Annotated in this window: 14 protein-coding genes and 1 tRNA gene; 8 read left to right on the forward strand and 7 right to left on the reverse strand. The window is 46.0% G+C overall.

Features of this window, described 5'->3' with window-relative positions; all coding sequences use genetic code 11:
* From Psch_RS10830 to Psch_RS10840, 3 genes are read left to right on the forward strand one after another with little or no spacing between them, the layout of a single operon-like run.
* The gene (locus Psch_RS10830) at positions 1 to 396 is read left to right on the forward strand and encodes a helix-turn-helix domain-containing protein (RefSeq protein ID WP_190240150.1); all 396 of its coding nucleotides are present in this window, start codon (positions 1 to 3) and stop codon (positions 394 to 396) included.
* A gap of 37 nt (positions 397 to 433) precedes the next feature.
* Entirely contained in the window at positions 434 to 703 is a 270-nt protein-coding gene (locus Psch_RS10835) for a hypothetical protein (protein WP_190240151.1), read from the forward strand.
* Between the two features lie 37 nt (positions 704 to 740).
* Complete coding sequence (locus tag Psch_RS10840; protein ID WP_190240152.1) at positions 741 to 980, forward strand: hypothetical protein; 240 nt, start codon at positions 741 to 743, stop codon at positions 978 to 980.
* A 704-nt stretch (positions 981 to 1684) separates the two neighbouring features.
* Here Psch_RS10840 and Psch_RS10845 read toward each other — a convergent pair.
* Both Psch_RS10845 and Psch_RS10850 read right to left on the reverse strand, forming a co-directional pair.
* Positions 1685 to 1855, reverse strand: a complete 171-nt coding sequence (locus Psch_RS10845) for a hypothetical protein (protein WP_190240307.1) — start codon at positions 1853 to 1855, stop codon at positions 1685 to 1687.
* Between the two features lie 13 nt (positions 1856 to 1868).
* Positions 1869 to 2051: a helix-turn-helix domain-containing protein gene (locus Psch_RS10850; RefSeq protein WP_190240153.1), complete on the reverse strand. Its 183-nt coding sequence runs from the start codon at positions 2049 to 2051 to the stop codon at positions 1869 to 1871.
* Positions 2052 to 2189: 138 nt separating this feature from the next.
* Here Psch_RS10850 and Psch_RS10855 point away from each other — a divergent pair, with 138 nt between their 5' ends.
* From Psch_RS10855 to Psch_RS10870, 4 genes are all read left to right on the forward strand, one after another.
* Positions 2190 to 2357 carry a hypothetical protein gene (locus tag Psch_RS10855; RefSeq protein ID WP_190240154.1) on the forward strand — a complete coding sequence of 56 codons (168 nt, stop codon included), beginning with the start codon at positions 2190 to 2192 and terminating at the stop codon, positions 2355 to 2357.
* A gap of 65 nt (positions 2358 to 2422) precedes the next feature.
* Complete coding sequence (locus Psch_RS10860) at positions 2423 to 2749, forward strand: hypothetical protein (protein WP_190240155.1); 327 nt, start codon at positions 2423 to 2425, stop codon at positions 2747 to 2749.
* Between the two features lie 457 nt (positions 2750 to 3206).
* Positions 3207 to 3416, forward strand: a complete 210-nt coding sequence (locus tag Psch_RS10865; RefSeq protein ID WP_190240156.1) for a hypothetical protein — start codon at positions 3207 to 3209, stop codon at positions 3414 to 3416.
* Positions 3417 to 3523: 107 nt separating this feature from the next.
* Positions 3524 to 4777 (forward strand): site-specific integrase, encoded by a 1254-nt coding sequence (locus Psch_RS10870; protein WP_190240157.1) that lies wholly within the window; start codon positions 3524 to 3526, stop codon positions 4775 to 4777.
* A 125-nt stretch (positions 4778 to 4902) separates the two neighbouring features.
* Here the strand turns inward: Psch_RS10870 and Psch_RS10875 are convergent.
* Positions 4903 to 4979 (reverse strand) — tRNA-Arg (locus Psch_RS10875).
* 223 nt (positions 4980 to 5202) lie between these two features.
* On the opposite strand from Psch_RS10875, the gene Psch_RS10880 reads away from it, so the two are divergent.
* Positions 5203 to 6105, forward strand: a complete 903-nt coding sequence (locus Psch_RS10880; RefSeq protein ID WP_190240158.1) for a glycosyltransferase — start codon at positions 5203 to 5205, stop codon at positions 6103 to 6105.
* A gap of 12 nt (positions 6106 to 6117) precedes the next feature.
* Here the strand turns inward: Psch_RS10880 and Psch_RS10885 are convergent, their stop codons facing one another.
* The 4 genes from Psch_RS10885 to Psch_RS10900 all read right to left on the reverse strand — a co-directional run bounded on the left by Psch_RS10885 (position 6118) and on the right by Psch_RS10900 (position 11710).
* Positions 6118 to 7575: a hypothetical protein gene (locus tag Psch_RS10885; RefSeq protein ID WP_190240159.1), complete on the reverse strand. Its 1458-nt coding sequence runs from the start codon at positions 7573 to 7575 to the stop codon at positions 6118 to 6120.
* On the reverse strand, positions 7568 to 8959 hold the full coding sequence (locus tag Psch_RS10890) for a sensor histidine kinase (RefSeq protein ID WP_190240160.1): 1392 nt from the start codon (positions 8957 to 8959) through the stop codon (positions 7568 to 7570). Before Psch_RS10890 ends, Psch_RS10885 begins: the two co-directional genes overlap by 8 nt.
* Positions 8959 to 9669 (reverse strand): response regulator transcription factor, encoded by a 711-nt coding sequence (locus Psch_RS10895; protein ID WP_190240161.1) that lies wholly within the window; start codon positions 9667 to 9669, stop codon positions 8959 to 8961. The genes Psch_RS10890 and Psch_RS10895 overlap by 1 nt, the downstream gene beginning before the upstream one ends.
* 157 nt (positions 9670 to 9826) lie before the next feature.
* Complete coding sequence (locus tag Psch_RS10900) at positions 9827 to 11710, reverse strand: acyltransferase family protein (RefSeq protein WP_243124012.1); 1884 nt, start codon at positions 11708 to 11710, stop codon at positions 9827 to 9829.
* Positions 11711 to 12106: the final 396 nt, after the last annotated feature.

A 12106-nucleotide genomic window follows, 5' to 3' on the forward strand; every position in this document is an offset into this window, starting at 1 on the left:
ATGCTGACCTCAGGTGGAAAGCCTAAAATAACCCGCAAAATGGAAGCTGCTATAGCTGCCCTATTAACTGCGCCAACCATCGCAGAGGCAGCCGCCGCAGTCGGTGTTCATGAGCAAACCCTCTGGCGTTGGCTCCAGCAGGAAGAATTTCAAGGTCGGTACCGGGAGGCTAAGCGCCAGGCGGTAGCTCAAGCGGTTGCCCGCCTGCAGCAAGCTACGACAAAGGCAGTTGATACCTTAGAGGAGGTAATGGATGATGATCTTGCAACTCCCTCTTCCCGTGTTACAGCGGCAAAGACTGTCCTTGATGCAGCATTCAAAGGGATCGAACTTGACGACCTGGCTGCCAGAGTTGACGAGTTGGAGAGACTTGCTGGACAGGAAAGGGACAACTGATAGCAAGGGGCTTTATGCATTTGAAAGGAGAGTTGCTGTGCTAAAAAAGCGAATTGCTGCACTGGAACGGTTGTTCCGGGGTGAGCCTTATACAATAACTTTTGAAGATGGTAGCTCAATCACGATAGGTCTAAACGAGTGGGATCAGGCCTGGAAGGATGTCGCCGCAGGTCAACCCAATTGGATATATGACCGTCTTAAAACTGAGAGGGACCGGGGAAATATTGATGCGGGTGGGATCATTTACTTGATGGAAGCATTTAGTCCAAAAACCGTTAAAGAGGTGTGGGCAGATTTTGTGGAGTAAGATGAAAGGTTGAAATATGATCAAAGGGGTGAATTGTTTGTTAAAACAAAGAATTTTGAGACTTGAACAAGCAGTCTTAAACCGTAATACTTTTAAATTTTTTGTTGCCCATGAACAGGATAACTCTGTAAAGATAACAGGGCCGAACTTTGATTTCTATGGCCCTATTAGCGAAGGTGAAAAAAAGCTTGCGAGCTTAGATGAACTTGGCTATTTTGTCATTAAAATAAAACGCACTACCAAGACACACCTAAACTTACCGGCAGTTGGGCCGTAGCCTTACCTGGTTGCCCTTTGATATCTAATCAAGAGGCACTGTCTGAAGCCTTGCAGTAAAAGGTTCTCAAGTGCCATACTGCAAGGTTACTGCACTTATTCAAAAAGGTGGGGCTGTTATAACCCTCCCTTTCTCCGGGGACGTAACGTCCACCGAAGCCGATAAGTAATAAAGGGGCAAACCGTTATGATTCTCCCTTTATCGGCGCAAAATTGCGCCGATAATTTTAAGGGGTACATTATAACGAGTACCCCAACAGAAACTATCTGTAAAAAAGGGATGGATGTTTTGGTCACCCCCTCTTTTCTTAGTTCCTCTCTCAGCGGAAGTTTTTAACATCATACCATAACCAGAAAGATAAGAGACTTTTATCCCGACTTCGAGGAACTAGGAAACTTGGATGAGACATCCAAGCATACCGGAGGTAACCCCACTAGATTAAATAGGACGGCACAATATTGCGCTACCGAGAAGGTTTTTCGATTTTAAATCGTTAAACCCCCGACCCGTCACTGCTTTTGGCTCCTCAAAATTGGGGAGACCACGATCTCACTGAATCTAGAGTGGACTCAGTGAAGAATTTGGACGGCTGAAATTCCGACAGACCACCTGTTACCATAAACGTCAACATAGCCGTATAGAACAAGCCGCCCTATCCTTGTCCACATCCAATAAAATAACGATTCCGGAACACGAATACAATTTTACTTAAACAGCTTACCCAGCAGCCTGCCCGTGGCTTTGCCCGCTGCTCTCCTGGCTATACGTTTACCTACGGTCCCTTTCTGGACGGCTGAAACGTCCCCCAGGAGTTTAGCAAGGCCGTAGAGCAGGCCTCTGGTTTGGCTGATGGGGGCCTTCTTCCTACGGGCCAATGTGATACCTCCCTCATTTTTTTGTATCCTTGACCATTCGTTTCTCTATGAATTTTTCTAAATCACTTGGGCGAATGCGCCAATTATCACCAACCTTAGCGGCGGGCAATTCACCTGAACGCAAGTAGATATACACGGTCCTAAGATGAACTTTTAAAAGATTAGCTGCTTCTTGAGGTGTAAGTAACTCTTGCATATTTCAACCCCTCCCACACCATACAATATCATATAACACCATAAACATCAATAGGATCCCCTGTAAACCCCTTGACATTGTATGGAGTCATATGATATCCTATGGAGTGTAAGCAAAAAATTTTTTGGAGGGGTTCATATGGGTACCAAAACAAAATCACGGCTCTACCTAGTGGTTGACAACACCAAGAGGAAGCCGGAGCCGGGACCAAGAGATCCCGCTGTAGCTGCAGCAATCAAGCCCATTACATTTACCTGGGCAGTATCCCTGCAGGTGATAGAGGCCAAGCAGGTGATGGCGGCTTAAAGAGTTACTTGTATTATTACAACCACCCGGGGGTGGAAATTCAAAAACACAAGGGAGGTATTTTTATGCCCGCAATGCCTAAAGACGATTTTCAAGAAGCTTTTTATGGGTTTGTGTTTGAGCGTGCTTTTAAAGTTGCCTCTTATGCAGCGCAACAAGACCCCAGGTCAATTGAACTTCACAAAGAGACACACCAAGCATTTGACAAAATCAAAGAATTTCTCGGCGGTGATAATTCTCTCCTGCTTGATTTAGAATCAGCAATGAATGCGACTGCTTGTATCGTAACGGAGTACGCATACAGGCAGGGCTTAAAAGACGGGGTAGCTCTTAAGGCTGAATTAGGCATGGAACAACCCTTATGGGCTGGTGGGCTGAATGAAAGGTTCTAAAGCGGTAATCATTGTACTTAGCTTACCCCTAGGTTTAGAGCGTCTTGAGTTGAAAAACATGATTCTAATTACAATGGACTACGCGAAAAGATGCGCGGCAAGTTATTTAGAATTTAAAAGGGGTAGTGAGCACAAAGCGACCAGTTTAGCCAGAGAGGGGCTAGAGCAATGAAAGGGGTTGTTATCGTACCAGGCTTGCCAGTTGATTATATCGAACTGGAGTATGTTGTATTGGTGAATGCAGAGTATTATAACGACTTGCTGGACAGTTAGTTTTCAAAAATGGAGGGCAAGCAATGAAGGATTATATTATAATGCCCGGGCAGGTAGCAGACATGATTGAGTTGGAGGATGTGATTTTGATTAGCCTGGATTATGTGCTACAAATTATTTAAAGTTGTCCCTAAGGCCAACAGGCGGGCACTTGTTGACATGATTAATGTTTTAGGTGAGCTGAATGATCTTACAGCGTAAAATTAGAGATTTTATGGATGAATTTGAACAACTCGGAGAGGTCGGTTTTGAGAACAGACCTTTGCCAAGCGGTCAAAAGCAGAAGATTTATTTCCTGAACGAACCGCAAGCTACTTTCCTGTTAACTCTACTCAGAGACAGCCGGCAAGTAGTACGTCACCCTAAAACCAAGGTTTTGAGACTGGCTGGGTGAGTCAAGGCCAGAGTGAAATGCTCTAGCTGGTTATTGAAATTCCGGAGTCAGTCCCGCTACAGTGGGGCTGACTCTACTAGAAATAATTGGAGGTGTAAGTATAGACCATGGTTAAAAAGTCTGATCAACAAAAAGACAAAAAGAAGAAGGCCCATAAGCGCGGACACGGTGAGGGGACTATATACCAGCGCCCTGATGGCCGTTGGACTGCTCAAGCTACAATAGGGCGGGATTCGGAAGGCAAACCAAAGAGGGTTACATATTACGGCAAAACCCGTCCGGAGGTCCTTGAGAAGCTTGATAAAGCCAGGGCAGAGTTAAAGGCCGGCACCTTTGTAGCCAATACTAAGATGAGCGTCAGCCAATGGATTGCCACGTGGCTGGAAACCTACGCAAAACCAAGGGTAAGACTCTCCACCTTTGAAAGCTACCAGGCCCTATTAACTCAGCATGTTACACCCGTCATTGGTGGCATATACCTAAAAGACCTGCGGCCTGAACACCTGCAAAAATTAGTTAACCAAAAGCTTGAGTACGGCAGGATAAATAAAAAAGGCGGTCTTTCTGCCAGAACTGTACGTTATATACTTGCCTTGATAGGCCAGGTTTTGAAGCAGGCGTTAAAGGAGGGCCTGGTCAACCGAAATGTGGCCGATTCTGTCAGTAAACCAAAACGCAAGCAGCATGAAATTGTTCCCTTGACTATAGACCAGACAAACAGCTTCTTAAATGCTGCGAGAGATAGCAGGCACTTCCCCGCCTTTCTATTAGAGTGGGCAACAGGCCTGCGCAGGGGGGAACTCCTGGGGTTACGCTGGAAAGATGTGGACTTGAAAAAGGGAGCTATCAGCGTCAGGCAGTCACTGATCAGAACCAAGTCCCAGGGGTTAACCTTTACAGAGCCCAAAACCAAAAAGTCCAGACGTACAATCCCGATCCCACAGGAAGCCCTAACAGAACTAAAGGCTCACAAGGCCCGGCAGAACCAGGAGAAGTTACTCCTGGGTGGGGAAACTATAGATGGTGTTTATGTCCCCAATTACAAAGATAATGACTTAGTATTCTGTAGGGGTGATGGTCTACCGATGGACCCGCGGGGATTCACCAAAGCCTTTGATCTGATACTCAGCAAAGCAGGCTTGCCAAAGGTGGCCTTTCACGATATGAGACACGGCCACGCCACAATGCTCCTGCTGCTGGGGGAACATCCCAAGGTAGTACAGGAACGGCTAGGCCACAGCACTATAACGATGACCCTGGACACGTACAGCCACATACTGCCAGGACTTCAGGAAAAGGCTTCATCGAAGTTAAGCACGGTATTAGATATAAAAGAAAAACCTTCCCATCAGGAAGGCTAACGCAGAGATTTACAACCAAAACCGTCATCGTACCAGGATGGCGGTTTTAAAATTCTTATGCAGTAAGATTGCAGTAAATGAGTGTTTTCAGTAAGGCTCCGGTTACCCGGAGCCCTTGGTATCTATGGCGCGCCTGGGAAGATTCGAACCCCCGACCTTCTGATCCGTAGTCAGACGCTCTATCCAGCTGAGCTACAGGCGCATAATGGACCACCTCGTTTGCGGTGGCAAGTTATATTGTAACAAAATCGGGATTGCTCGTCAAGTCGTTGTTGGCCGGGCACATTATTCCCGGCATGTTCATTATAATCCAAAAGCTGTCAGAAGCCTGCGGGAAAAACTTACCAGATTAAAAATAATCCGGTGCAGCTCTTTTTTCCCGCCTTTTTAATAAACTGTTAAAAACTCTCCCGGCAGGTGTGCAAATGCAAACCCTGGCTCACTATTTTAAGCCCGATGCCTCAATCATTATCCCCTGTAAAAACGAGGGCGGCAACGTCAAAATGACTGTGGATTCGTTAATGGCTGCCCTGCCTTCCAGCGGAACCGAAATTATAGTTGTTGACGACTTGTCCCAGGACGATTGCTGCCGTTTTCTGCAAGCAGACTCCCGTTACGCCAACATCCAATATATCTCCTTGCCCGGCCTTGGCGCGGCGCAGGCCAGGAATTATGGCGCTGCTGCAGCAAAAGGGGAATACCTGGTCTTTTGCGACGCCCATATCACCGTTCAGGAAGGATGGCTGGCAAGCCTTCTAAGCACCTTTAACCGCCCGGGCGTAGACGCCGTTTCCCCGGCTATAGGCTCCATAGCCAACCCCCACGCAGTGGGCTATGGCCAGACCTGGAATGCCCGTCTGGAAACAGCCTGGCTTCCAGCCCCTGCCCGGATGGAGACAACCAGGGCGCCCCTCCTGCCCGGCGGGTGTCTGGCCGTGCATTCCAGTGTATTTCAACAAGTGGGCGGTTTTGACCGCGGCTTTATCGTTTGGGGCCACGAGGACGTCGAGCTGTCACTGAAACTGTGGCTTTTTGGTTACGGGCTTTACATCAACCCCGCAGTCAAAATCCTTCACCTCTTCCGCCAAAAACATCCTTACCGGGTAACTTTTGATTACGTTCACTACAACCTTTTACGCATGGCCTATTCCCACTTCAATAACAACCGTGTTGATAAGGTCATAGCATTGGTAAAACCGTACGGAAAATCTGAAAGAATCATCAGAAATGTTTTAAAAAGCGGTGTTTTAGACCAGCGCCAGGATTATTTTAAACGCCGCCAACGTGACGACGACTGGTTCATGTCCGAGTTTCAAATACCTTTTTGAAAAGAGAGCTCATCATGGTGCATTCTCCGCAACTTGGGCATCATTGACCAGAAAAGCCCTCTCCCAAATATCCACATAAGATCCTGTTGCCCACTCAGCCATAATAACGGTTTCGCCTTCCCTTATCTCAATTTCCCCCATGGGTAAACTGTCTAACTTTTCGTCGCTTATTCCGTAGATATACAGTTTGTTTTTCGTTTCAATAATGGCTATATCCTTATTCGGCGAAGTAAAGGCATCCAAAGCGTTCGGAACCCGGTCTTTAATATTCTGCCAGCTAAGATATAACGTATCGTAAAGAATCAAATTGGCGGGCGGAATGATGTTGATAGGAAACTCCCTCGTTTCGGCCATGCCGTTACTTTGATAATTTATCCTTCCCTGAAGATACCAGTGTCCGTTTTTTCGTGTCAGCCCAAAATTCTCCTCGTCCGCAACTTCATTGAGCAAAGTAACACCTTCATCACGCAATGACCGAAGCGCTTGTTCCCTGGCGCTGCGATAAGCTGTTAAGCCCTTGGCTCCCAACAGATCTGAAACCTTGATACCGATCTGAGACGACAATTTGTCAACCGGCAATACCTGCAGAATACTTATACCGGCGGTAATATTTTCTATGGCAATATAATCGTTTCCTATATAGTCAATGGCTATTGCTGTATTCCTTTTTTGCGCTTGCTTTAAAGAGGTCTCCCCCGACACTCTTTGAGTTGCCGAATCCTTCACCGCTGTATCGTGCGCGAATAATTCCGCAGTCCCATTATTCAGAGCGCTGCGTACCTGAAGCTCCCAGAAACCGCTATTACGCGGGAAAAAAATATTGTTCCTGGTCAGAACCGGACGGAGCTTTTTATCGTCCGAAGCAACCCAAAGGGTTTTATAGGTATAGCCATTATCCGATGGTATTTTCACTCCTATAAAAATCCCGGAGGTTCCTATATTGCTTTCATTGTTTGTATCACGAATATTCGTGTCCGCAACCGGCAGGGGGCTGTCCGCCTGATCAGATATTTTCCGAAGCAGCAGTACTTTGTTTTGTACAAAAGCTATAACCGTTGCATCATCGATTTTCATAAATTCGCCCAGGAAATTTAAATTTGCATATAGCGTAACGACGTCGACTTCCTTATTCATAGACACAAGATAGTTGTTAAGTGCAATATATCTGGTCATCAAATAATCGGTTGAATTTACCTTCTTTATTTTATAGGAGGGTTTGTTCCAGACATAACCCCCTAATACCGCAAGTTCCCTGGTAAACTGGGCAGTACCACCCTCTGCCGGAAGGTTTGCCTCGCCGGCGTATCCTTCGGGAGCCAAATTTTGCGTCACCGTCCATTTCCCTTCCAATGGACAAACATTATATACCGGCGGAACAATCTTTCCTGTTGCCGTCCACGAAGGATTTGCGCAGCCGCTCAGCAAGAGAAGAGAGAATAATGCCAGGAAAAGTTTATACGTATTAAGCATCCGGACGCTCCCCTTTGGGCAAGGTTATCACCACATCCGTTCCTTTATTAAGCTCGCTGCTGATTTCCAGCTTTCCGCCCATCAGGTTAACAATCTCCTCGCAAATCGAAAGCCCGATCCCGTTTTTGGAATGTGAGCTTTTCCCTTTATAAAACTTTTCTTTGACCATGGGCAGTTCATCTGCAGCTATCCCGCAGCCGTTATCGGATATGGTAAATTTAAAACCTTCTTCTTGGACTTCCGCTTTAAAATGGACATAACCTCCCGGATGATTAAAATTAAAGGCATTATCCAGAATATTAATAAACAACTGTTTAAGACGATTTGCATCCGAATAAATATTTGGCATGTTTTCAGGATAATCAACGGTAAAATCAATATTTTCCCGCACTGCCCGCGGGGTCAATTGTTTACGCAAATGTTCAAATAGATTCACCAGGTTCACGTCTTCAGCGTTGAGTTTGATGCGGCCGGAAACAAACTTGGAAAAATCCAGAAGTTCTTCGACCATCTGCGTAAGCCGTTCACTCTCTTTGGAAATAATATTCAGGCCATCTTTGAGCATCTCTTTCTGCTGAAAGCTTTCACTTTGTAAAGTAATCGCCCAGCCCTTAATGGATGTCAATGGCGTACGCAGTTCATGAGACACGGATGATATAAAGTCATTTTTGAGCTGTTCCTTTTTCACAATTTCATCAGCCAAGTAATTCAATGTATCAGAAAGCTTGCCGATTTCATCATCGCGCGTTTTCCTGCTCTTTATTTGAAAGTTGCCTGCCGCCATTCTTTGCGCCACAGCCGTAACTTCCTGCAAGGGTACAGTGATGGTATTGGCTAAAAAAATGCTGATCGAACCCACGATGAGGATTACAAACAGACCGATTAAGATAAAGACTTCCTCCGTTTTGACAATATCCTGGTCAACGGCACTCAAAGAGGCGATAAACCGTAAAGCGCCTACGATTTGATTGTCTGATTTGAGCGGATTGGCGACAGCCATGACTTTTTGCCCGTTCAAGTAGCCGACCCATACACCCGTTTTGCCGGTTAAAGCTTCCTCAATATCGTTACCCTTCATTTCCTGTGAAATGCTGCCCTGGGAATCCATTACAATGTTGCCGTTCTTGTCAACAATCTGCACTTCGGCATTACTCTGGTTCCAAAATGCATCAACATTATAAAGCACATTGTCTTGAAGAGATGTATCCGAAAAATACTTTGTATACATCTCCGTGCAAATTTTTATCTGATTGCTGAGACTGCCTTCAAGACTGCTGTAATAGTTCTGGCGAACGATGTAAATAAGAAGCATTTCCAGAATCGCAACGGTGAAAATAATAACTATCATAAAATTGGCGGTTAACCTTACTCTGATTCCTTTCATTAACTGCTCCTGTCAGGTTCCGCCTGCAATCGATACCCGGAGCCCCAAACCGTTTTTATATAGTCAGGCGCAGACGGATTATTTTCAAGCTTTTCCCTCAGCCTTCTGATATGTACATCCAAAGTTTTCGTATCCCCAAAATAGTCTTCTCCCCAGACGGCATTCAATATTTCATTTCGTTTAAGCGCCTTCCCCTGGTTTTCCATAAACATCTTCAGCAATGCAAATTCGGTTGGCGTTAATTCAATTTGCACACCCTTTTTTAAAAATTTATTGGCAATAACATCCAAACACAGATCCCCGCATTGAAGAACATTTTTACTAACCTTAAAGTATGTCCTGCGCCTTAGCATGGCCTTGATTCGCGCTATCAACTCAAAGGGGTTAAACGGTTTGACCAAATAATCGTCCGCACCCAATTCAAGACCAAGGATTTTATCTGTGTCCTGCCCCTTTGCCGTCAGCATGATCACCAATGTTTCGGGCATCATTTCACGAATCTGCTGACAGACTTCGAAGCCGCTGATCCCCGGCAGCATCAGATCCAGTACGGTAACGTCGGGCCTAAAGCTTCTCAGCATCGTGAGGGCTTTCTCCCCAGTCTCCGCTTCTCCCACTTCATATCCGACCGCGCTCAGGTTAAGGGTGATAAAACGCCTGATCGATTCCTCATCTTCAACAACTAGAATTTTTATTTTTGGATCATGCATCGGATTTCTCCATTCTATTTAACTGGGCAATTAAATATTTAAAATATTGCTAGAAAACATATAATTATTCTATGGAAAAAGTAGCTGCCATTAACTCCAGAAACTCAATATGGGATTCGTAAGCAGGTTGTCCGGCTTCGTAAATCTTATAAATCGCTTATGGCGCGAAAGCACCCGAAACAAGCGCCGCATAAGCTTGAATTCCTGCCTGTTTAAGGTGAACCCCATCCGGGTAAAAATAGCCGTTATGGCCGCTGCTTGCCGAATACCAATCCACCAGTGTTATTTCCGGATGGGCGGCCGCGGCCTGGGCTAAGATCTGATTGACCACACTTTCCCACGGTTTCGGAACACGGGTATTCACTATCACGATCCGCCTCTCCTGTCCAAGCAAATTCAGTATATCCATAAACTGGTCCTGTGTAAATGCTCCATTTGCCCCCAGCTCGATAACAACCGTCTTCCCCAAAAGACCCTGTTCTTTCAGGTTTTCTATTACCTTCGGCGCCTGATACATCTGCCGGCCGATTTCCGCATCCACGATAATGTCCGGGAAACGCTTCTTAAGTTCGCGTCCGATGTCAATCATGACCGAATCTCCAATAATAGTGACGCCTTTACCTGTAAACACATCTTTTTTATCTGCTCCCAAAGTTGCTTCCCCGGCGACGAATTTCTTCCCGGCTCCATTTTCCTCACTTTCTCCTGGTTCTGTTTCTGCGGGCTTTGTTTGTTCCGGTTCACGAATAATCTCCGATTTTATATCCGTTTGTTTCGCCTGGCTTATCATCGCACAGCCGCTTACCGCAAGAATGAATATACTAAAAAATACTACGATGCCTGCTAAAGCAGTCTTTCCAGAAACCCCCAATGGCTTTTGCCACCACTTTAAATGGTATAACAACCCCTGCAAAAACTCTTTCCATTTGCCGCGGCGAATCGGGTCCTCGATGAAGAACCAGGAGAACGCTGCCAGGGAAATGCTCAAGGCCGTCTGTCCAAGCGCAAGCTGAATATTCACTCCTCCCGTATTGACGGTCGGGCTTGTCAACACGATGACAGGGTAGTGCCACAGATAGATCCCATAGGAACAGACACCCAGCGACCGCAAGGGTTTCATGCCAAAAATCCTGCCGAGCCGGCTGGCCGGATGGGCCAATACTGCCACTATAACGGCCGTGGCGACAGAAAAAAGCAAGAGCCCGCCGTAATATAAGAATGTTTGATATTGATTGCTTTTCCAAATCATCCAAAACACAGCCAAGAGCGCTGCCCCTCCGACGGCATCGAGCCCAATACGCCCTCTGGGAGACAGATCGTCAGACAGCTTTCGGCTAGGCCATATGATTGCAAGTACAGCACCAATGAGCAAAGAAAAAGCGCGGGTATCGGTTCCATAGTAGACCCGGCTGGGATCCAAACCGGGCGTATAAACAATTGCCATCGCAGCAGCTGAAGTTAAAACCAGAGCTAGTATTAACCCAGCTAAGCGGCCTCGCTGTGGAATATAGTGTAACCCCAGCCCCAAGAGCAAAGGCCAAACCAGATAAAACTGTTCTTCTACAGCTAAAGACCACAGGTGTCCTAAAGGCGAAGGCAATCCAAAGCTGGCAAAGTAAGAAACCTTTTGAAAGGTTAGCAGCCAGTTGCTTGAATAGAACATTGCAGCCAGAACATCATCCCATAGGGATGACAGTCGGATCGGATCGAATAAAGAAATCCAGACCATAACCCCTGCCAGCGTTACAAACAGGGCGGGTAACAAGCGCCGTGCCCGGCCCAACCAGAAATCTTTCAGGTTTATGCCTGCTGAAGGCTTCCATTTGGCAACTAAAATGTCGGTGATAAGATAACCGGACAGCACAAAGAAGATGCATACGCCCAGGAACCCTCCCTGGGCCCAAGTCAGGTTCTGATGGTAAGCAATCACCGCCATTACGGACAAGGCCCGCAGCCCATCCAGTCCTGGCATATAACGTCTTGCGTGAAGTGGAGCCTGTTCATCATGCTCCGCAAACCCAAGTTTTCCATTCCGTTCCATTTACTGATTTCAGCTCCGTACCCCAGTAATTCAAAATCCTTCGACGCCTTTTAGATGATCAGGTATGCCCTTTTTCTTCACAATACCAATTTTTTCGAGTAATTACTTTACAAAATGCTTAAAATTTCTTACGAAAAAGTTATATTTGGTAAATAGCTTTCGAATGGCTGTTCATTGATTCATCATGAACTGTATTAAAATATGAAATATAATTAGGCTGGAGTACAGTAATCAGCGCCGTCAAAAAAACGGTGTTAAAAGAATAATAAAAAGTCAACGCCGGGCCAAATATCCTTGTTTGCCAGAAAAAAACGCCTGCCGACTGGACTCTGTCGGCAGGCTACGAGCCCAGTATTTGGGCTTTCTATGTGTTTTAATAGTATCAAAATATGAGTA

The sequence above is a fragment of the Pelotomaculum schinkii genome (genome assembly GCF_004369205.1).
GTDB lineage: Bacteria > Bacillota > Desulfotomaculia > Desulfotomaculales > Pelotomaculaceae > Pelotomaculum_C > Pelotomaculum_C schinkii.

Coding starts and splice junctions, on each gene's coding strand:
- Psch_RS10830 (WP_190240150.1), top strand. CDS start 1: ATGCTGACCTCAGGTGGAAAGCCTAAAATAACCCGCAAAATGGAAGCT.
- Psch_RS10850 (WP_190240153.1), bottom strand. CDS start 2,051: ATGCAAGAGTTACTTACACCTCAAGAAGCAGCTAATCTTTTAAAAGTT.
- Psch_RS10855 (WP_190240154.1), top strand. CDS start 2,190: ATGGGTACCAAAACAAAATCACGGCTCTACCTAGTGGTTGACAACACC.
- Psch_RS10860 (WP_190240155.1), top strand. CDS start 2,423: ATGCCCGCAATGCCTAAAGACGATTTTCAAGAAGCTTTTTATGGGTTT.
- Psch_RS10865 (WP_190240156.1), top strand. CDS start 3,207: ATGATCTTACAGCGTAAAATTAGAGATTTTATGGATGAATTTGAACAA.
- Psch_RS10870 (WP_190240157.1), top strand. CDS start 3,524: ATGGTTAAAAAGTCTGATCAACAAAAAGACAAAAAGAAGAAGGCCCAT.
- Psch_RS10880 (WP_190240158.1), top strand. CDS start 5,203: ATGCAAACCCTGGCTCACTATTTTAAGCCCGATGCCTCAATCATTATC.
- Psch_RS10885 (WP_190240159.1), bottom strand. CDS start 7,575: ATGCTTAATACGTATAAACTTTTCCTGGCATTATTCTCTCTTCTCTTG.
- Psch_RS10890 (WP_190240160.1), bottom strand. CDS start 8,959: ATGAAAGGAATCAGAGTAAGGTTAACCGCCAATTTTATGATAGTTATT.
- Psch_RS10895 (WP_190240161.1), bottom strand. CDS start 9,669: ATGCATGATCCAAAAATAAAAATTCTAGTTGTTGAAGATGAGGAATCG.
- Psch_RS10900 (WP_243124012.1), bottom strand. CDS start 11,710: ATGGAACGGAATGGAAAACTTGGGTTTGCGGAGCATGATGAACAGGCT.